This window comes from Paenibacillus vandeheii (assembly GCF_030433635.1).
GTDB lineage: Bacteria > Bacillota > Bacilli > Paenibacillales > Paenibacillaceae > Paenibacillus > Paenibacillus vandeheii.
This window is the reverse complement of sequence record NZ_JAROCD010000013.1, coordinates 85,525-106,112: the sequence shown is the minus strand read 5'-3', so window position 1 is coordinate 106,112 and position 20,588 is coordinate 85,525. Positions and strand designations below refer to the sequence as shown.

General features: G+C 47.4%; 21 protein-coding genes. 3 read left to right on the top strand and 18 right to left on the bottom strand.

Features of this window, described 5'->3' with window-relative positions; genetic code table 11:
• Window positions 1–309: 309 nt before the first annotated feature.
• The 3 genes from P5G61_RS24305 to P5G61_RS24295 form a co-directional block, all read right to left on the bottom strand.
• Window positions 310–1,914: a response regulator transcription factor gene (locus P5G61_RS24305; RefSeq protein WP_301248789.1), complete on the bottom strand. Its 1,605-nt coding sequence runs from the start codon at window positions 1,912–1,914 to the stop codon at window positions 310–312.
• A complete protein-coding gene (locus P5G61_RS24300) occupies window positions 1,907–3,697 on the bottom strand; it encodes a sensor histidine kinase (RefSeq protein WP_301248787.1) in 1,791 nt (596 codons plus the stop codon). The genes P5G61_RS24305 and P5G61_RS24300 overlap by 8 nt, the downstream gene beginning before the upstream one ends.
• A gap of 194 nt (window positions 3,698–3,891) precedes the next feature.
• A complete protein-coding gene (locus tag P5G61_RS24295) occupies window positions 3,892–5,070 on the bottom strand; it encodes an MFS transporter (RefSeq protein ID WP_301248785.1) in 1,179 nt (392 codons plus the stop codon).
• Between the two features lie 142 nt (window positions 5,071–5,212).
• Here P5G61_RS24295 and P5G61_RS24290 point away from each other — a divergent pair, with 142 nt between their 5' ends.
• The gene (locus P5G61_RS24290; protein WP_301248784.1) at window positions 5,213–5,824 is read left to right on the top strand and encodes a TetR/AcrR family transcriptional regulator; all 612 of its coding nucleotides are present in this window, start codon (window positions 5,213–5,215) and stop codon (window positions 5,822–5,824) included.
• 104 nt (window positions 5,825–5,928) lie between these two features.
• Here the strand turns inward: P5G61_RS24290 and P5G61_RS24285 are convergent, their stop codons facing one another.
• From P5G61_RS24285 to P5G61_RS24265, 5 genes are all read right to left on the bottom strand, one after another.
• On the bottom strand, window positions 5,929–6,351 hold the full coding sequence (locus P5G61_RS24285) for an OsmC family protein (RefSeq protein ID WP_301248783.1): 423 nt from the start codon (window positions 6,349–6,351) through the stop codon (window positions 5,929–5,931).
• A gap of 147 nt (window positions 6,352–6,498) precedes the next feature.
• A complete protein-coding gene (locus P5G61_RS24280) occupies window positions 6,499–7,245 on the bottom strand; it encodes an amino acid ABC transporter ATP-binding protein (RefSeq protein WP_079350127.1) in 747 nt (248 codons plus the stop codon).
• A gap of 16 nt (window positions 7,246–7,261) precedes the next feature.
• Window positions 7,262–7,906 (bottom strand): amino acid ABC transporter permease, encoded by a 645-nt coding sequence (locus P5G61_RS24275; protein WP_301248781.1) that lies wholly within the window; start codon window positions 7,904–7,906, stop codon window positions 7,262–7,264.
• 31 nt (window positions 7,907–7,937) lie between these two features.
• A complete protein-coding gene (locus P5G61_RS24270; protein ID WP_301248889.1) occupies window positions 7,938–8,771 on the bottom strand; it encodes a substrate-binding periplasmic protein in 834 nt (277 codons plus the stop codon).
• Window positions 8,772–8,947: 176 nt separating this feature from the next.
• The gene (locus tag P5G61_RS24265; protein WP_301248779.1) at window positions 8,948–9,580 is read right to left on the bottom strand and encodes a TetR/AcrR family transcriptional regulator; all 633 of its coding nucleotides are present in this window, start codon (window positions 9,578–9,580) and stop codon (window positions 8,948–8,950) included.
• Between the two features lie 239 nt (window positions 9,581–9,819).
• On the opposite strand from P5G61_RS24265, the gene P5G61_RS24260 reads away from it, so the two are divergent.
• Window positions 9,820–10,608 carry an undecaprenyl-diphosphate phosphatase gene (locus P5G61_RS24260; RefSeq protein WP_301248888.1) on the top strand — a complete coding sequence of 263 codons (789 nt, stop codon included), beginning with the start codon at window positions 9,820–9,822 and terminating at the stop codon, window positions 10,606–10,608.
• A 463-nt stretch (window positions 10,609–11,071) separates the two neighbouring features.
• On the opposite strand, the gene P5G61_RS24255 is transcribed toward P5G61_RS24260, so the two are convergent.
• The 5 genes from P5G61_RS24255 to P5G61_RS24235 all read right to left on the bottom strand — a co-directional run bounded on the left by P5G61_RS24255 (window position 11,072) and on the right by P5G61_RS24235 (window position 14,294).
• Window positions 11,072–11,398 carry a thioredoxin family protein gene (locus P5G61_RS24255; RefSeq protein ID WP_024631432.1) on the bottom strand — a complete coding sequence of 109 codons (327 nt, stop codon included), beginning with the start codon at window positions 11,396–11,398 and terminating at the stop codon, window positions 11,072–11,074.
• Between the two features lie 84 nt (window positions 11,399–11,482).
• Entirely contained in the window at window positions 11,483–12,391 is a 909-nt protein-coding gene (locus P5G61_RS24250) for an aldo/keto reductase (protein WP_301248777.1), read from the bottom strand.
• Window positions 12,392–12,538: 147 nt separating this feature from the next.
• Complete coding sequence (locus P5G61_RS24245) at window positions 12,539–12,718, bottom strand: hypothetical protein (protein ID WP_094937074.1); 180 nt, start codon at window positions 12,716–12,718, stop codon at window positions 12,539–12,541.
• Between the two features lie 175 nt (window positions 12,719–12,893).
• Entirely contained in the window at window positions 12,894–13,637 is a 744-nt protein-coding gene (gene gpmA / locus P5G61_RS24240) for a 2,3-diphosphoglycerate-dependent phosphoglycerate mutase (RefSeq protein ID WP_301248776.1), read from the bottom strand.
• 72 nt (window positions 13,638–13,709) lie between these two features.
• Window positions 13,710–14,294 carry a DUF420 domain-containing protein gene (locus tag P5G61_RS24235; RefSeq protein ID WP_024631436.1) on the bottom strand — a complete coding sequence of 195 codons (585 nt, stop codon included), beginning with the start codon at window positions 14,292–14,294 and terminating at the stop codon, window positions 13,710–13,712.
• Between the two features lie 376 nt (window positions 14,295–14,670).
• On the opposite strand from P5G61_RS24235, the gene P5G61_RS24230 reads away from it, so the two are divergent.
• Window positions 14,671–15,861, top strand: coding sequence for a cation:proton antiporter (locus tag P5G61_RS24230; protein WP_024631437.1), 1,191 nt, complete (start codon window positions 14,671–14,673; stop codon window positions 15,859–15,861).
• A 149-nt stretch (window positions 15,862–16,010) separates the two neighbouring features.
• On the opposite strand, the gene P5G61_RS24225 is transcribed toward P5G61_RS24230, so the two are convergent.
• The 5 genes from P5G61_RS24225 to thiD all read right to left on the bottom strand — a co-directional run bounded on the left by P5G61_RS24225 (window position 16,011) and on the right by thiD (window position 20,565).
• Window positions 16,011–16,496, bottom strand: coding sequence for a DedA family protein (locus tag P5G61_RS24225; RefSeq protein ID WP_024631438.1), 486 nt, complete (start codon window positions 16,494–16,496; stop codon window positions 16,011–16,013).
• A gap of 13 nt (window positions 16,497–16,509) precedes the next feature.
• Window positions 16,510–17,055 carry a CDP-diacylglycerol--serine O-phosphatidyltransferase gene (gene pssA / locus P5G61_RS24220; RefSeq protein WP_024631439.1) on the bottom strand — a complete coding sequence of 182 codons (546 nt, stop codon included), beginning with the start codon at window positions 17,053–17,055 and terminating at the stop codon, window positions 16,510–16,512.
• Window positions 17,056–17,075: 20 nt separating this feature from the next.
• Entirely contained in the window at window positions 17,076–18,833 is a 1,758-nt protein-coding gene (locus P5G61_RS24215; protein WP_301248775.1) for a sensor histidine kinase, read from the bottom strand.
• Complete coding sequence (locus P5G61_RS24210) at window positions 18,830–19,510, bottom strand: response regulator transcription factor (RefSeq protein WP_285079692.1); 681 nt, start codon at window positions 19,508–19,510, stop codon at window positions 18,830–18,832. The genes P5G61_RS24215 and P5G61_RS24210 overlap by 4 nt, the downstream gene beginning before the upstream one ends.
• 242 nt (window positions 19,511–19,752) lie before the next feature.
• The gene (gene thiD / locus P5G61_RS24205; RefSeq protein WP_024631442.1) at window positions 19,753–20,565 is read right to left on the bottom strand and encodes a bifunctional hydroxymethylpyrimidine kinase/phosphomethylpyrimidine kinase; all 813 of its coding nucleotides are present in this window, start codon (window positions 20,563–20,565) and stop codon (window positions 19,753–19,755) included.
• Window positions 20,566–20,588: the final 23 nt, after the last annotated feature.

The window sequence follows — 20,588 nt, the reverse complement described above, 5'->3', positions numbered from 1 at the left end:
GTTTTCAAAATACCAGCTGGATTTTAGAGAAAATCATATAAAAATTAGATATCCCCCTATAAAATCCGATATTATATCTATAAAATTAGTGATAATGACGCAGTCTATTATTTATTAATGAAATTAAAAGGGAATTTAATTTGAAAATGGTAATTTCCGAAAACGTTTTATAGAAATCGTTTACTTTGCATAAATTGAAAAGAAAAAAGGACCTCAAGGGTCCTTCAAACAGACTTTATATTCGAAAACGTTTTACGACTAATTTGGAGAAATGCCTAGCGACAGAAGCACCTCCACTGAAATCATGGCCTACTCCTGTTCGGGCTCTCCTGAAGAATCCTTGGACTGTGATCTGGCAAGCTCTCTAGCATGCTTGTATGCGGAGGGTGATTCCCCTACATACTTCTTGAATTTGCCGTGGAAGTAATCCACGTTGGCATATCCTACTCTTGCGGCAACCTGGTGAACCTTTAACCCTTCATCGAGCAGTTCCTTCGCCTTCTCCATTCGAACCTTATCGAGAAATGCATTGAAATATTCCCCGGTATGGTTCTTGAACAGCTTGCCCAGATAACTGCTATTGTAGTTAAATACCTCTGCGAGTACCTCAAGCTTGAGATTTTCGCCCGGATTACGACGGATAAATTCAATCATCTGTTTCAGTACCGTATCCTTGCTGCCTCCACCCATGCGTTGAATAAGACGGTTCAGGTGTTCAGCGGCCATCCCTTTGAGATCCAGCAGCGTTAATTGATGGTAAACCTCCGTAATGAGAACGGAATGCTCCTGCATGATGGATTGCATATGCTGATTGGCTGCTGCAAGTTTGTTAATCGCCAATGAAAACACTTGGGAGAACGCCGTCTTAATCGCTTGTTCTGTCTGGTGATGCGGAACCAGGCGTTCTTCCATCTCCGTCAGCACACGCATTACGGACTCGCTGCTCCGAATGTCGAGCGCATAATACAGCTTGTCTGCCAATTCTGCTTCATCCGGTTCACCACTTTGTTCCCCAAGCGCTACAACGGGCCCAGATGCACCTTCGCTCTTCTCCTCTTCATTCCATAACATTACGCGTTGTTCCGCAAACAGAAAACGTCTGCCTAATACTCCGTTGGCCTGATTATAGGAATGTGCGATGTCAGCTGTGGAATTCACAGGTTGACCTGCTGCAATATACATGTAAATATTCCATTCTTCCAGCATGCGTTTCAATTCATCATATAAATTGTGAGCAGACTGTACAGTCAAAATAGGCTCTTTGCATAACAGTCCCAGTCCAGAATGAAATGAAAACACAATGCCCCGATCTTTCTGGTCAAAAGCCTCCGCCAGTCTGCGTTTCACCACACTACCACGCTGTAAATCAGGTTCGGCATGCATCTCCAGCAGCACAACCTGATACTGCGGCCAATTCAACCCTAGCGCATTTGCTTCTATCGTGCCTGCACCTTCCAGGCTATCAAACAGCAACGCTTCTATTTGATGCTCCCGGTAGGCTGTATCCTCACCAGCATGGCGGGCCAGTGTTTCCCTCTCCCGTTTCAGCATCACAGAAATCCGCTCCAGCTCACTGATAATCTCCTCTTCATCCACTGGCTTGAGCAGATATCCATCCACGCCAAAACTGATGGCTTTCTTGGCATAATCAAAATCGGCGTATCCACTCAGGATCAGAAAGTGCGAACCCGGATGGGTCTGCCGCACTTCTTCAATGACATCTAGTCCGGTCATGCCGGGCATGCGAATATCAATGATCGTCAGGTCCGGTTGCAGCTCTTCGAACCGGGTGATGGCCTCACGCCCACTGGCAGCTGTGCCAATCACTTGAAAGCCGTATTGTTCCCAATCAATAATCGTTGTCAATCCTTCACGTATGCTCGGTTCATCATCTACCAAAAATACTTTATACATGCTGGTCTCCTCCTGCTGGCAAGGTGAAAGAAACCTCTGTTCCTTCCCCGTACACACTCTTGATCTGTAATCCGTATGGCTCGCCGTAGGTCAACGTTAAACGTTGATGTACGTTACGCATGCCGATCCGGCTCTTCTCCTGCTCTTCCGGTCCACAGATGAACTGCATCACTTCAGCCAGACGCTCCGGTGTAATGCCTGCCCCGTCGTCATCGACACGCACCTGCACTTCATCTTTCACCAAACGAATATCTATACTCACACGGACCGTGCCCTCTTTATTTTCCAAACCATGCACAATCGCATTTTCAACCAGAGGCTGAATGATCAAAGGAGGAATGTACATCTTCTCCACCTCCGGGTCGATATGGATCTGGAAAGCAAGTCGGTCGCCGTAACGGAATTTCTGAATTTCCAGATAAGAACGTACCATCTCCAGTTCGGCTCTGAACGTCGTTTTGCCGCTGCCAATCTCTAGACTCTTACGCATAAGCTTGCCCAGCAGCCTGACGATATTGGCAATCTCCGCCTCCCCTTTGATATGGGCTTTCATGCGGATCGACTCCAGTGCATTAAACAAAAAATGAGGATTGATCTGGCTGGCCATCATTTTCAGTTTAATCTCTTTCTGTGCGATTTCCAATTGATTGTTCTGTTCCGTTGCCTCCACCACCTGTGTCATCAGTTCATTAATACTCTTCACCATGTAATTGAACTGCCTGGACAGCTGTCCGATCTCATCATTCCCGTCAATGCGGGAGGTGACATTCAGATCACCCAGCGCGAGCTTGTTCAGATGTTTGCTGAGGCGCAGCAATCGGTTCGACGTGAGAAATGAAATGATATATACAAGCAGCAAGGCAATGACCAGCACAAGCGTAATGAAAAGCATACCGATCATGCTAATCGTATTGGCATCTTTGACGATATTTTTGGTTGCAAAAACCGAAATGATTTTCAGGCTATTCATGCTCGAACCAGGGCGCAGCTCATCAATGACAATGTTGGATGGCTCTCCCTGGAAATCTGCTTCAATTGTGCCTTTGGCCTGATTTTGCAGATCTACGCCAAAATCAAGCTCATTCAGCGTTTTACCCACCATGTCGGTATTTTTGGCCGCTACCACATATCCCTGCTCGTCCGTAATTAACGTCTCGAACGGTTCCTGACGTAGCAATCCATTTAGCTCATCCTGATTGATGACAATCATCAGCACGCCCTCGGTCCGATATTCGGCAAAAGGAACTTTGCGCACCAGACTGAGCTTGTGCACAGGATTATCTCCCTTGTCAGGAATGTAGAACCAGCCGATACTCGTCGTTTTGAGCGCCTTCTGGTACCAGTAGCTCTCCTCGGTCTGTTTGTCCACCGGAATGAACTCCAGATTGTTGATCAGCGTCGGATTGGTGGAGTAAAACCGAATGCCGGCAACCTCACGGTACAGACGCTTGTATTCCTGAAAATCTTTGTATGCGAGGTAAGCCGAAGTTAGCTCTACAACGCTTTGGTATCGTTTGTTCACAATTTCCTTCAGTTCATTGTTGAACATCAGAATGTTGGAAATATCCGTCGGCACACGCAGTAATGTCGTGGTCTGACTTTTGACTTTGTCAACGTTGTTGATCGTCTGTCCAATGGCGTTGTCCAGCGCCTGCTTACGAAAGTACCCGGTTACAGCAAGTCCTATAATCAGTACCGGGATCATGACGACAAGTACATAGGATATGAGCAATTTATGCTTTAATTTAAGATTGTTGGATGTTCGTATGAGCCTTCTAAACATATCTGCACCTTCCGTCGTCTTATAAGCGCTTACATATAAAGGTCAGGACATATCGCTCCTGCTCTTCTAATTCATCATACCACATAACAGCAAAAGCCCTGCAAGAGGGCTCCGAAAAAAGGCTGTATGCTGATCTATAAAACAAGCATGATGCTTATATAGCTCATTCTAATGTAGGAAGGATAACTGAATGCTTAGCGGCTGCGTGCTGAGCGGAAACCATGTCCTTTGGCACGCAGCGCAACAATCAAAGCCACAAGGGACAGAAGCAGAATGGCCCAGGTAAAGGACGAGGCTCCCCATTGATTCAGAAGCACACCTCCCGCCAATCCGCCAATGGCAATAGCCAGATTCCAGACGGTCGTATTAATCGGCATAACAATATCCACACCCTGCTCCCCGGCTGCTTGGGCAAGCGCGGTCTGCAACAGTGTAGCCGCGCCACCAAATGTCAGACCCCACAGCGCAACAGAACCAAAGACAACGCCGGTATGCTCACTCCAAAGACCTAATACAAGCGAGATCAGTGCAAAGCCCGCAAGACTGATGAGAACCAGCATACGCAACCACCGATCAATAAGAATGCCTGTAATCCAGATGCCCACCAATGCCATTAGGCCAAACACAAGTAACATGAGTCCGACCTTTGATTCCAGACCAACATCTGCGAGGAAAGGAGCAATATACGTGTACAGAATATTATGAGCCAGCATCCAGGTCAGTACGACCGCCAGAATGGGAATTACGCCTGGGGTCAGCAGCACTTTTAATGAAGAAATGCGTTGATCAGCAGACTGTCCCGGATAATCAGGTACTTTCCAGAGCACCCAGAAAATCAGTACAAACGCCAGCAATGACATTAGCCAAAATACCGAGCGCCAGCCCATATAGGAACCCAGCAGTGTACCTGCCGGAACACCGAACGATAAGGCAATCGGTGTACCGATCATCGCAACAGCCATGCCCCTGCCCTTGAGATGATCAGGCACCATCCGCAGCGCATAACCGCCAATTAGGCCCCAGGAGACACCTGCTGCAACACCGGCAAAAAAACGAGCGACAAGTGTCAGTACATAGTTTGACGAGAGGGCTGTAATGGTGTTGAAGACGAGAAAACCGATAATCGCTAGAAGTAAAAGCGGTCGGCGTCGCCAGCCTCTTGTCAGCACGGCCACAGGTATGGCGGCAATCAACGATCCAACTGCATAAAATGTGACAAGCTGCCCTGCCCCTGCCTCAGAGACCTGCAGTCCTTCCTTGATTTGTGGCAGCAACCCCGCCGGAAGTGTTTCAGTCATGATGGCTATAAAGCCAGCCATAGCCAAGGCTAGCAGTCCTAACCACGGGAAGCGTAGAGAATATCTATCGGACATCTGTGCAGCTCCTTTTCAGATAATATAGGACAATAATCGAATTATGGATCGATCATTCCTTATATTATCCAGCCTCTCCCATCTTGTCAACGACTTTTGGATCGATTAGTATATAATTAAGAAAAACAAGGGGGGATTTCTTATGGCTAGAACCGGACGTCCGCGCATTTTTGATCGGGAAGAAGCCTTATTGCAGGCAATGATGCTCTTTTGGGAACAAGGATTCGAGGCCACCTCATTGCTTCAGCTTCGAGCGGCCATGGGTGATATTTCTGCTGCCAGCTTCTATGCGGCCTTTGAGTCCAAAGAAGCTCTGTATAAAGAAGCGGTAGAACGATATATGGGTACGTTTGGACGCGTAACGGAAAGCTTCTCCGATCTTACGCTGTCTCCAAGAAAAGCGATTGAAACAACTTTAAAAAGTACCGCCAAAATGCAAACAGACAGCACCCATCCATCCGGCTGTTTAATTGTGCTGTCAGCCAGCACATGTTCTTCCAGAAACAATCATATTCGTGACATCGTCGCTGAGAAAAGAAAGCTGACTCGCGGCCGTCTGCAGGCATGCATCCAGCGTGCTGTGGAGATCGGTGAACTGCCTGCCTCCACTAATATCTCGATGCTGACCACCGTTTTTGATACCTTTATGCAAGGTATTTCTACACAAGCCCGGGACGGCGTTCCTTTTGCAACGCTTGATCAGGCCATCACGAAAATTATGGGCATCTGGGACCTGGCTCAACAGCCTGCCTGACCTGTTTACTGACTGTTTCTTACTGACCGATGGTGTAAAAAAAGCCAAAAAAGGCACTCCCATGATTGGAAGTGCCTCTGCAATATACAATTTATCAGGTACCGTTATGGACGCGGAGTGTCTACCCCATTCAAAATCAGCTTGGGATGAATATCTGCGCTCAGCGAAGCGGAAACTGCACAATACTTCTCTTCAGCCATTTGGATGGCTTTCCAGATCCGGTAATCCGGGATATCGCCGTCTACTTTGAAGATCAGGTCAATGGCAGTAAAACCTTTTGGCATATCTTCGCTGCGTGTACCTTGAGCCTCAATCTCGATCCCTGTTATTTTGTCCAGGAAAGCGTCCAGAATCATCGTGATATCGATCCCCATGCAGCCTCCGAGACCCGCCAGTAACAATTCCATGGGTGTAGCACCCTTGCTGTCACCACCATAAGCAGCTGTGGCATCCATGCCAACCGCGTAGCCAGAGGGTCCTTCGGAAGTAAACGCGCGTTTGCCTTTCCATACAGTTGTTACATTCATGATGTTTATCCTTCTTTCTTAGAATAGTTTACGCTCTGCAGATATCCGTTCAGGGTACGGATTGTTCTTCCGGAGACAAAAGCGAACGCTGCGCTTCTTCAGAATCGATTCCGTCCCCTTCACTCATTCTGCTATCTCTGAGAATTCTTAGAATTCAGTAATTTGCTGCAAAAATCTGCGTGTCCGCTCCTGCGTTGGATGTTCAAAAAAAGCCTGTGGACTTGCTTCTTCCACGATCGATCCATCCGCCATAAAGACGATTTTGTTCGCCACATTCCGGGCAAACTTCAATTCATGCGTGACCACCAGCATCGTCATGCCTTCCTGTGCCAGCTCCTTCATAACGGAGAGCACTTCTCCCACCAGTTCAGGATCAAGGGCTGAGGTAGGCTCGTCAAACAGCATTACTTCTGGCTCCATGGCAAGTGCGCGAGCAATCGCCACACGCTGCTGTTGTCCACCAGACAAACGGGATGGATATGCATCCTGCTTGTCCGACAGCCCGACCCGATCCAGCAGAATCCGGCCGCGTTCGGCCGCTTCGTCCCGCTTGATTTTTTTCACTGTCACGAGACCTTCCATCACATTGCCAAGCACCGTCTTGTGCGGATACAAGTTGAACTGCTGGAATACCATACCGGTCTGTCGGCGGATTTCCAGTACCCTTGACCGCTGGATTCGCTGCGAATCGGTACTGTCTACTACCACTCCATTGACTTCAATCTTTCCGCCAGAGAGCTCTTCCAGACCGTTCAGACAGCGCAGCAACGTACTTTTGCCTGATCCACTGGGTCCCAGCAGTACAACAATATCTTTTGCATCGACATGCAGATCTATATTTGTGAGAACTTCATTTTTTCCAAAACGTTTGGTCAATCCTGTCGTTGTAATCATCGGTTCTCCCCTCCTATCAGTAAGCCCGGGCCAGCCGGCGCTCCACTTGTTCCAGAATGGACGAGAAGCCGATACTCATGATCCAGTAGATCACGCCAATCGCCAGATAAAACGGCATATTCACCGCATATTGTGATACAAGCAATTGTGCTGACCGCAACAACTCGGTAACACCAATCGCTGCCACAAGGGATGTTTCCTTCAGCATGCCAATAAACGTGTTCCCCATTGGCGGGATGGCAATGCGAACAGCCTGCGGGAAGATAATCCGTCTCATCGCTTGAGCCGGCGTCATTCCCGTTGCGTATGCAGCTTCCGTCTGTCCTTTCGGTACAGCCTGAATGGCTCCGCGGAACGTTTCGGACAGAAACGCACCTGCATTCAGACTAAGCCCGAGGCAGGCTGCCGTGAGTGAGCCCAAGGTTACACCATAATCGACCAATCCGTAATAAATAACGAATAATTGCACCAGCAGCGGGGTTCCCCGCATGATGGATACGTAGAAACGGGCGATCATCCTGAGCCACATCGGTCCTTTCAGACGCGCGATAGCGACGAGCACCCCGATGATAAAAGCAAAAAACATGGAGATTACAGTTACATACAGCGTGTAGTATGCCCCCTTCAAAAAGAAGGGGATATTCTCAAATACCAATTCCATCGATCAAACTTCCCTTCGCCCTGCCGGTTCATTATTGCGCAGGCTCTTCACCAAACCATTTTTTGAAAATGGTATTGTACGTACCGTCATCTTTCATGCCTTTGAGCGCATCATTCAGTGCTGCTACGAGTTCCGGATTGTCTTTGCGCACAGCAATACCTGCCTGGTCACTCTTAATCGGTTCACCTACGGCTTTGATATTTAATCCGTTGGCATCCACAATGGGTTTCAGCGCATACATGTTGTTGATTGTGGCATCAATCCGTCCAGCATTCAGGTCTTTGAGTGAAGAGATCACATCATCATAGGTTTTAATCGTAAAGTCGCCCACTTTTGGCAACACTTCATTACGCAGATATGTTTCATCATTCGTACCCAGACCTACGCCAATCGTTTTTCCTTTGAAATCTTCCAACTTGGTAATATCGTTGTTATCACTTTTCACAATGATTTTGACTTGGTTGGTAATATACGGATCACTGAAATCCAGTACTTTCTTCCGATCATCGGTGATCGTCATCTGGCTGATGATGGCATCCAGCTTTTTGGCTTGCAGACTTGGTGTCAGGCCGGAGAACTCCTGGGATACAAATTCAACCTCAACCCCAAGACGCTTCGCAACCTCACGTGCGATATCGGCATCGTAGCCGTCCATTTCTTTCTTATCGTTCAGGAAGTTGTATGGGGCGTATGTGCCCATCATCCCCACTTTGATGACGCCAGCAGACTTGATCTGCTCCAGTTCATTGTTTGCCTGTGCTCCATTACTGCTTCCATTGTCCGTAGCTTTATTGCCACAAGCGCTCAGTACCAGCACCGTCATTAACAGCAGGGCTGTTAAAGTCCAGCCTTTGCGAGATTTCATTCCATATGTTTTATTCATGTCATTAACTTCCTCTCATCCATCTAGTCATGTCTTGTTGAAAATTATGTTCCCTTAGTTCTCTAACTACAGTTGTACCCATTATTCCCTGCTGCTGGCTTAATCATGTGAATAGTTAATCCCGTTGTTGAAAATAAACCTCCGGGGCCATCACACCTTTAAATGCCGAGCAGTCCGTAAAACTCAAAGCTTGCCGCCTCAGCTGCGAGCTTTGTTGCGGTCATTGATGAGAACTCGCTGTGCAACTCTTCCGAGCCAAACAGCCAGCGCGTAATCATACCTTCAATCATGCTAACCAGCAGCGCAGCGCGGAGCGGAACATCCATGGACTGTGGCAGCATGCCCAATTCAATGGCCCGCTGCATGTTGTGACGAAATGCTTGTTCTACCGCACCCCGTGTCTCTTCAACCAAACGACGTACCGACTCTTCCGACACGATGCCTTTGAGCAACAATTCCATAAAGTAACGATTGTCCGCTGCAAAGGAAAACAGGTCGGTGAACAGCCGTTCCGAAGCTCTCACCATATCCTCAACCGATCCGGCATCCTTGCGGTAACCTTGCCCGATCGCTTCAAGCAGCTCCTCCCTGCCAGTTAATACAATCTCCGAGGCAATGGCTTCCTTGCTTTTGAAGTGCCAGTAAAAGGTGCCTTGCGCTACACCGGCTTCGCGGACGATATCAGAAATTTTGGTCTGATGGTAGCCCTGGGTTGCAAAACGCTCCATCGCTATGCGTATAATTTGGTCCCGGCGTTCTTCTCCGGGTTCCAAATGATTGTTTTTAGACATTTGCCTACCCTCCCGATTGATCAGTCAGTCAGTTAATGTATATCCTATTGGATAACTAGGTTTTTGTCAATATAGTTTTAAACAATTCATTACAAGCATAAGTTGAAGTTGAGCGCATTTGTGATCATAATAGATGATAGCCTTGTTCAAATGAACGGGCATTGTCACGCAGGACAGCCTTTACGCTGTCATCTGCATTTCAAGGAGGAAGAGAATTGGACTTTATATCATCAATTATTATGGGCATCATCGAAGGTTTGACTGAGTTTTTGCCCGTGTCCTCGACCGGACACATGATTCTGACTGCCCACTTGCTGGGATTATCGGAGGACAACGAGTCAGTCAAAACGTTTGAGGTGGTTGTGCAACTCGGAGCTGTACTAGCTGTCGTTGTGCTGTACTGGAACAAATTCATTGATATGTTCCGCTTCACCGGAGGCAAAAGGAGCTACACCTCCCGTCTGAACCTCATACATATCTTTTTGGCGATGGTTCCTGCCGTGGTCATTGGACTTGTATTCCGAGACTGGATCAAAGCGCATTTGTTTGGTGCACAGACGGTACTGTACAGTCTCGTTATAGGTGGTATTCTGATGATTGTGGCTGAACGTTGGAGTCACCGCAGCGAGCGCATTACAACCCATGATGTAGACGATATTACGTATAAACAGGCATTTGTTGTGGGGCTTTTTCAGATTCTCGCATTATGGCCAGGCTTCTCCCGTTCCGGTTCGACGATCTCGGGTGGACTGTTCGCAGGAGTAAGCCGGGTTGCAGCAGCGGAATTTACATTTCTGGTCTCTGTGCCGATTATGATCGGAGCCACAGGATATGATCTGTACAAAAGTATCGATCACCTGAATATCAGCGATTTCCCGATCTTCGCGATTGGATTCATTGCCGCATTTATCGTAGCCATGCTTGCCATCAAGACGTTCCTGTCCATTTTGAAAAAACTGAGCCTGACCGTCTTTGCAATCTATCGCTTCGTGCTGGCAGCCGTATTCTTTATCATTTTAATGATGTAACCCTATCTTCAAGGCATGTAATAAAAAAGCCAATGGCGACCTGTTTCCCTACGGAACCTGGTCGCCATTTTTATGTACTAAACAAAATTAGGACCACTTTCTGGCCTGAACTTTATTTAATTTCTTTAGATACCTGATTCTTTTAATAATATGCTTCCTATTACGCTTTCTTTCTTCCAACAGTTGTTTCACACCTCTCATCAATAAAAGGTATCTCAGTTCATCCTCATGACTCAATTGATGCATTTCTTTAAGAATCGTATTGCTCATCTCCGTCTCTGTCACCCCAATATTTAGTTTATCCTGAACATTATACGAGAGCGTACTTAACAAACTCTCAACAATTCGATTTCATTTGTGAACAGCATCCTTCCTCCTCGCCCCAACATCAAAAACACCTCCTATCAGCGATAGGAGGTGTGTGTTTCGTATAACTACTGCGATCTAAACAAACTGATTCCGCTTATACCTTGGACTCCAAAGTCTGCAGGTACTCCGAGATTTGAGCAGGTGTTTTTGCCCATTTGCTGTGCAGATGCGCAATTTTCTTGCCGTTCTGGAATACCAGTAGACTTGGAATGCCGCGTACACCGTTCTCTTCAGCAAAAGGAAGGAACTCTTCTGCATCCAGGGCATAGAAGGTTTTATCCGCATGCTGGTCGATAACATCCCCGATAAAACGATCTAGGTTTTTGCAATCCGGACACCAGGTTGTATCAAATTTAATGACGGTAAGCCCGTCAGAATTGATCGTATCGCGATATTGTTGCTCACTTTGAATTCTTTCCATATGTCTTCTCTCCCTTGTTTGATTCTTTATGGTCGACCTTCATTGTACCTCTTATAGTTACAATTGAAAATAGGCTGCCAACGTTTAGCGGTGCTGCTTGTACAGATTGGCAGGGCTGAGCTCCCGTATTTCGTTAATCTCCGCATCCGTAAGTGCTGCTGATTCCGAGGCTGCAATATTATGCAGCAACTGCTCTCTCGAACTGGCTCCTGGCACAACAGCGGCAACAGCTGGATGCGCTAGTGCATAACGAATGGCGGTTTGAGCCATGCTGCGATTGTTTGTAACCAAACGGCTCAGTCCTTGGCGAATGGAATGCAACTCCTCTGGTGTATAATCCAGATAACCTTTATCTGCCTTGGCAGCACCAGAATCGGCGAGAACCCCACTTGCTACGGGTCCACGAGCGATAATGCTAATGCCCTTTTGCTCCAATAAAGGCAATACTTCCTCTTCGGCCCGACGATCTGCTACGCTGTATTGATTCATTACGCTGATAATGGAAGCCCTCTGCACATATTCCCGAATTACGTTAGGACGAATGGAGGATATACCGTAATACCGGATAAGCCCTTCCTGCTTCAGTTCCTCAAAGGCTTCAATCGTCTCTTCGATTGGATCATCCATTGTACCGCCATGCAGCTGATACAGATCAATATAATCCGTCTGAAGCCGTTTCAGACTGTCTCGAACAGCCTGTTTGATATAGGCTTTGGACGGGTCCCATGACCAGCCTTCTTTCCCCGGTAGGCGACGATTGCCAACTTTGGTTGCCACAATCACCTGATCCCTGCGGCCCTGAATGGCCTGTCCCACGATTTCCTCGTTTTTCCCCGCATCATAGAGGTCAGCGGTATCCAGAAGATTAACACCACGATCCAATGCTTCATGAATCAAGGCGACGGCAGGTCCCGCTTCGATTCCAAGCGACATACAGCCAAGCCCAATTTCACCAACCATGAGTTCGGATGAACCCAGACGATTTTTCTTCATAAGTTGCACATCCCCTTTCATACGTTCTGCAAGTTTCCATTGTATCATTCTTGCTGGCAAAAATCGCATATGACATATGAGCGCACACAAAAACCCGGGACCGTACCAGCTCCGGGCTTCTCATGCAAAGTACTTCTATACCAAAATCTATTTTAAATCCACACGTGAACCTGTTTTGCTTCCATAAGTCGGTCTTGAAGATGAACTTGAATTTTTCATCAGTCCTGACACCGTAGTGAACAGCTTATCCCTTGCCTGTTTGTTCCTCATCAAGTAAGTCACGCCTGCTCCAATAGCTGTTACAATGATTCCACTTTTCTTAGACATATGTTGTTCCTCCTTCAGGATTAATGTACATTGTGTCTTGCTTGAATTTACCCTGTAGGAGAAAAACGAAACGTCAGATGCCATCTCTAAATTTAAAGAATGGCCTGTTATAACGTAAAAAAATGGCCCCTGAGAATTCAGGAGCCATTTTCTAACGTGCTGTCTTAGCATTCAATCAATCGGACGGTGGCGCGACATGAGTCATTTCCTCATGTTTGTACGTAGAGCCATCCGCAGTCAGGTAAAAGTGACCGATCGGATGCAAATCTTCATCCAGTTCGTAGACCAACGGAATGCCTGTCGGAATATTAAGCGCCATTACATCCGCCTCGGACATTTGGTCCAGATGCATGACGAGTGAACGGAGCGTATTTCCGTGCGCGGAGATCAGCACCCTTTTGCCTGCTGACACAACCGGCTTGATCTCTGCATTCCAGTACTCCAGCACCCGCTTCGATGTATCCATCAAATTCTCGGTACGCGGGATGGTACAGCCCAACCGTTGATATTTGTCCTGATCCTGAACATAACGATCATCTGTTTCGTCCAGGGCTGGGGGAGATATGCTGACGGAGCGTCTCCACTCCATCACCTGGTCCTCGCCATACTTCAGCGCAGTCTGCTGTTTGTTCAGTCCTTGCAGTGCCCCATAGTGACGTTCGTTCAGCTTCCACGTCTTCGTAATCGGAATCCACATCCGATCCATCTCATCGAGAGCAATATCCAGTGTACGAATGGAGCGTTTAAGTACCGAAGCATAGGCGTAGTCAAAATCAAAACCCTGTTCCTTCAGGATCTTTCCCGCTTTCCGTGCTTCTCCGTATCCATCGGTCGTCAGATCCACATCCGTCCAACCGGTAAAACGGTTCTCCACGTTCCACATACTCTGTCCATGGCGAATCAATACAACTCTGTACATAAGCGTGAATCCTCCTTCCATGAAACCATTACCCGCAAGGCGAGCCGGATATGCCCATGATATGTGAAATGATTAATAGTAAGGTGCCATCATCAGATATACAACTACTCCCGTTGAACTAACGTAGAGCCAGATTGGCATCGTCCAGCGAGCAATTTTACGGTGTTTCTTCAATTGATTTGTCCAGCCCCATACCAGAGTGAACAGAGCAAGCGGCACAATGATGGCTGCCAATATGCTGTGCGAAATCAGAATGAAGAAATAGATGGAACGAATGATACCTTCCCCGCCGTATTTGGACGTCTCAGGAGACAGATAATGAAACGACAAATACGTAACTAAAAATAAAAGCGTCGTTGAGAATGCAGCAAGGATAAACCTTTTGTGCAGTTTTACATTCCGTTTGATGATGGCAATTAGTGCCGCGAGCAGAAAGATAAAGGTAAAGCTGTTGAACACGGCGTTAAACCGCGGCAAAATTGTAATGTCAAAGGCCACATCGCCTTTGTATCCGATAGATGGTGCAAAGAACAACAATAAAATAATGACGTTGGCGAGAATGGAAATGGTAATAATGAGACCTGCGAAATTTTTATTACTGGTCGGGGCAATCTGATTGGATTGAATGTTCGGGTCCCCTTTGTCCTGTTTGCCCAATGAAAAATCCTCCTCATATCCTAACTTCTATGTTCTATCTCATTATATCTTGCCATATCTCGACTGTTAAGTGACAACACTCTGAACAAAAAGCCTTGTCAGGTTCCTTTAAAATGCCCCCTTAAGGCCATTTTCATTAAAAGCTCGCCTTCACTGGTTTACCCCATCCTGTATTTGTGGTATAATTAATGCAATTAAACACATACGCGTTGAACTGGAGGAGCCTGTCACCAAGGGCCCTCCTTGTCTTTTTTTAAGGCATAAAGCGGCACTTTTACAAGCGCTGTTTTATGCCTTTTTTTGTTCTTTAGGCTTGGAATGATCCCCCCTTGGACAGGTAACCCTATAAACGCTACTGCTGGAGAGGAGCACACCTATGGAATTTATTTTGGTTCTTGCGCTAATTCTGATTTTCACCAAGTTAGCCGGAGATTTGTCGGTAAGACTTGGTCAACCGTCCGTATTGGGTAAATTGATCGTTGGTGTCATTCTCGGACCTGCTTTGCTCGGTTGGGTTCAACCGAATGATTTCATCCATTATATGGCCGAAATTGGGGTACTGCTGCTCATGTTCATTGCCGGACTTGAGACCGATTTGGAGCAATTGAAGAAAAACTGGAAGGCGGCCTTTGCCGTAGCCGTTGGGGGTATTATTTTACCTTTTATGGGGGGTTACGGTTCCGCAATAGCCTTTGGCATGTCGCAGACACATGCATTGTTCTTTGGACTTTTGTTCTGTGCAACATCCGTAAGTATCTCTGTCCAGACGTTGAAGGACATGGATCAGTTGGGCTCACGTGAAGGCACTACGATTCTGGGGGCAGCTGTTGTAGATGATGTCTTGGTCGTGGTCATTCTCGCTGTCATGATGAGCTTGCTCGGAACAGGTGCTGGAGACACATCCATCCCGCTTCTCATTGGTAAAAAGCTGCTGTTCTTTGTTATTATTATCGCTGCCAGCTGGTTCCTTGTTCCACGCATCATGAAATGGATGGCACCGCTGAAGGTTACGGAGACCGTCATTACCGCGGGCCTGATCATCTGTTTCGGTTTTTCGTACTTTGCCGAGTGGATGGGTGTTGCCGGGATTATCGGTGCATTTGCGGCGGGTATCGCCATCTCCCAAACCAACTTCAAACATGAAGTCGAAACCAAACTTGAGCCAATTGCTTACAGCATTTTTGTCCCCGTATTCTTTGTAAGTATTGGCTTGAATGTTACCTTTGAGGGTGTCGGTTCACAGATTTGGTTCATTGTTGTCATCAGTCTTATCGCCATTGTTACCAAGCTTCTCGGCGGAGGAGCAGGTGCACGGCTGACTGGATTTGATCGGGCCTCATCCTTGGCAATTGGATCAGGTATGATTTCCAGGGGGGAAGTTGCTCTTATTATCGCCTCCACCGGACTCGCTTCCGGATTACTGGACCCTGAATATTTCACTAGTGTGGTTATTATGGTTATCATTACAACACTGGTTACGCCACCTCTGCTCAAAATCACCTTTGCTCGTAAAAAAGGCGAAGCCCGTGTTGAACAAGGCATTGAAGACTCGCATTTAAGTGGGTAAAACGAAATGTTATGTATCAGCTCGCCGTGGAAATTCCACGGTGGGCTTTTTTTATATTTTCCATAGAGTTGATTCATGTACAAACAAAAAAAGACCCCTTACATGCAAAAGGTCTTTATCCTCGCCTGTTCATAACAGGCTGTCCCATTTTAAGTTAGCACCCCTACATAAAAACCGATGGATATAAAGACAACACACCATATAAACGCCCCAATGCCGGAGACCAGAACGTAACGCCCCATAGCCATACGGCTAATCCCGGAGAAGCAGCACATCAGATGACGAATGCCTGGAATGAAGTATCCCAGTATGATGGACCAGTATCCGTATTTCAAAAACCAAGACTCCACTCTGCCCAGCCGTTTGGCGTTGACCCCGACCCATTTACCATACTTCTCCACCAGTGGCCGACCGGCCTTTTTGCCAATGGTGTAACTCAGAAGTCCTCCGGTGAACGCTCCGCCAAAGCTGACAACGATGGACACCGAATAATTCAGCACAGAGATGGAGGCGAGATAACCGACAAAGGTCATCATCACCTCATCCGGAATAGGCATGCCAATCACGCCAAGAGCCAGCAGACCGTAGATTGCGAAATAACCATATTGACCAATAAATTCTCTTGCAAATTCCATACTGACTCGCTCCTTATTTCGGCTCCACAATATCCTTCTCATGGGGGGCTAGCACTTGTTTTAGAGACGGGAATCGGATTTGGCTAACCATAAGACCGGATAATACGATAATGACAAGATAGGCTACACCATGAGTGAAATAAGGACTCCAGAGCGCAAAAAAGGACATCAGACCGCCTGCAAACGTAATCGGCATGCCAACAAAACCATGGCTTGCTGTCTTCTGGCAATTGTAACGGGCGAGACGCAATGCACCACATACCGGGAATAGTGCTGTCAGCGCCATACCCAGCGTACTTACTTCGTACATAGAGTTCAAATACAGGATCAGCACAGGGGCTGTTCCGAACGAAATGACATCAGCCAGTGAATCCAGCGCTTTGCCGAACTCCCCTTCACAATGCAATTTCCGGGCAGCGAACCCGTCAAACAGATCAAAGAACATCGCTACCCAAATCAGCGTCACAGCCAGCGCAAACTCGCCATGGATAGCCATTATGACAGCCAGCATGCCTGAAGTTAGGTTGCCCAACGTTAGAATGGACGGTAAAGATTTCATAGACTTGACTCCCTTTCGTACTAAGCATTAGGAAAAATAATATAAAAACGGACTCCATCCGGCGTATTTTCTACGCCATAGCTGCATCCGTGCAGATCGAGAATTTGCTTCGCAATGGCCAGGCCCAGCCCGGTCCCCCCCATTTTACGATTACGTGAACGCTCCACCCGGTAAAACCTTTCCCAGATATACTGGCGTTCGGCTTCCGAAATCCGTTCCCCTTTATTCTCAATCGAGATTCGAACCTGCCCTTCCGGCCTGCTGATCTCAATCACAATATCGGTATGGGGAACGGCATGGCGTATGGCATTCATCATCATATTGTAGATCACTTGCTCCAGCTTGCTGCGATCCCCTTCCACAGACTGTTCTGTGGTGGATACAAGCACAACTTCCAGCCCTTTATCCTTCAATTGCGGCCCAAGGCGTCCCGCAATATCCTCAATCATATCTCCAAGAGCCACTGCATCTGTATTCAGCCTAACGGCTTGGGATTCAAGCCGTACCAGATCCAGCATCTCTTCTACCATCGTTTCCATTTTCACAGCTTCATCGGCAATGATCTCAATATATCGCTCTCGCTTGCCCTCACTTACACCATCCTTTAACCCTTCGGAATACCCTTTGATGATGCTAATCGGGGTTTTGAGCTCGTGAGACGCATCGGCAAAAAATTTACGCTGCCGTTGTTCGATCTGCTGCTTCATTTCCATATCCGTACGCATCTGGCTGTTAGCCTGCCTTAGCTCTTCCAGGGTCTGACCCAGTGTCGTTGATAATGCGTTCAGGCTGTCGGAAAGGCTGCCAATTTCATCATTGCGGCGAATCGGCGATTTCACGGTAAAATCAAGGGTCGACATTTTTTTGGCAACATGGTTCAGAGCGAGCAAGGGTTTGGTAACAATTCGGGATAAGAGCAGGGAAAGGAATACAATGAGTACAAATGCAGCAATACCGAAATACGCATAGAATAGCTGCGTCGCTTTACTCGCCTCTCTCATTTCTTGCAGTGATGTCAGCGAGAAAATAAGTTGCTGCTGGGGTCCGGAGCTGTGTACAGGTGCAATGGTAAGCACATTTCGTACACCGCTCCAGCTATCAGTCCATTCTTCATTGATCATCTTACCATTGGCCAGACTCTGCTGATCTTCCTTAGCCAGCGGGAAGCGGCTGTCCAGCGCCTGCACAAGCAAGCCCTGCCTTTGACTCCAGGTTGCCAGATTAGGAAGAACCACATCCGTTAATACCCCCGACCATTCCTGTACCGGTTCAGCTAATTCCTGAAAACTTTCTGTTCCCCACACAGAAGAGCTGGTATCTTTGATCTTAAATGGATAAACCATCGGTTCCGTCAACCCACTGGCTGGACCTGTTACAGTTAATTGCTGTCCATATTTGAGATGGGAAGCAATCCAGCCTGCATTCTCACTGTTGATAAACAGTGACAAGGATACCTTCACCTGCGTGCCATCCTCTCGGAGCAATATAATGTGGAACGGGTCATTGACCAGCTTACCCGTATTCGTCAGGATGACCAGATGCGATTGATTCTGTCGCATGAAATTCCCGGTTTCCTTGGCCAGCTGCACATCACTCCAATGTCCGGCTGAATATTGCTGCTCGAATTTGGTCAGATTTTTCTTAATACTGCTAATTTTCTGATGCTGGTAAAAGTCCGGGAACCAGACCAGTTGGGCAATCACCGTGGTTCCATATAGAAGGAGAAGGAACCCGGCCATGACCAGAAACAGCTTCATCGTTACACCGTTACGTCTCATGCCTCAACCTCGAATCGATAGCCGGTACCAATGACGGTACGGATACACTTGGCTTCATCGCCAAGTTTGCTGCGCAGTTTCTTAATATGGGTATCCACAACGCGGGAGTCTCCATCAAAGTCGTATCCCCATACCCGGTTGAGAATGGCATCACGGGACAATACAATTCCCTGATTACGAGTTAAATACAGCAGCAGATCATACTCTTTGGGTGCAAGCTCCACCTCAGCTCCATCCTTCTCAAGCCGACGAGCCCAGGGATCGAGTGTTACATGTCCAAACCGGATTACGCCCTGCTCTCTGCTAACTGCACCCTCTACCCGTTTCATTAATGTCTCTGCACGTGCCACTAGCACACGAGGACTGAAAGGCTTCGTTACATAATCATCCACACCAAGCTGAAAGCCATGAATCTTGTCATCATCTTCCGATCTCGCAGTCAGCATTATAATAGGTACGGTAGACTGAGAACGAATATGCCCACATAGGGTCCATCCATCCATTTCCGGCATCAGCACATCCAGAATGACCAGATCCACTTCATGCAGTGCCAGCAATTCCAACGCCTCAACCCCATGTTCTGCTTCAATCACGTTCCATTGTTCTTTTATGAAATAATCGGCCACAATCTCACGAATGCGGCTTTCGTCTTCCACCAGAAGCACTGTTCTGACCATGGCCGACTCTCCTTTTAGCATTCTGTTGATAACATAACGATTCCATGTGTCGTCCGTGTGTCCATCCATGTTCTGGAACGGACTCCATCTTATATACGATTAATATATACCAGAAGTTACTAAATTTTATAAGCAGCCACAAAAAAAAGAAGCCGTCAACGAGCAACATCCTGCTCATTGACAGCTACTCTGGTTGAAACCACGCTTTTTCTCCGCGATTACACACTACACGTGCGCACCGCTTAGCTTTGATGCTCCAGTCGGTGTGCCACATGCAATGTTGGGCCAACAAAGCGGTTCAGCGGGAATCCACCAGCAATCGCTTTGGTCACGAAGGCTTTACCTTCACGAACAGCCTCTTTCACGGTCAGACCGCGCGCCAAACCTGCGGTAATAGCCGCAGATGTGGTGCAACCTGCACCGTGTGTGTATCCGGAGCCAACAACATCGGCTTCAAACCATTCGTAGTTCGTTCCGTCATAGAGAAGATCCATCGCTTTGCCCGGGTTAATAACGCCTCTGTCCTTGATCAGGACATGCTTCGCCCCATGAGCGTGAATGACAGCTGCCGCAGCTTCCATCTGCTCCTTGGAGCGGATTAGTCCGCTTTTCGCCAGCTGCGATGCTTCAAATAAATTCGGGGTAACCAGATCAGCACCCGGCAACAGGAATTCAATCATCGCTTCTGTATTCTCAGGTTGCAGCACCTCGTCCGTACCTTTACAGACCATTACCGGATCGATAACAATCTGTGGCAATCCACTCCGGCGGATATGCTTTGCAACCAATTCAATGATGTCTACAGAACCCAGCATGCCCGTCTTCATTGCATCAAAACCGATACCATCCAGAACGGTACGCAGCTGTGCCTCTACTACATTTAATTCCACAGGAAAGACCTGGTGATCCCACGTGTCAGGCTCCATCGCCACAACAGTAGTCAGCACCGTCATGCCATACACACCAAGCTCCTGAAAAGTTTTCAAATCTGCCTGAATCCCTGCGCCTCCGCTCGTATCCGAACCAGCTATTGTTAATGTTTTTGGAATCGTCATGGTAGTTGCATTCTCCTTCGTCC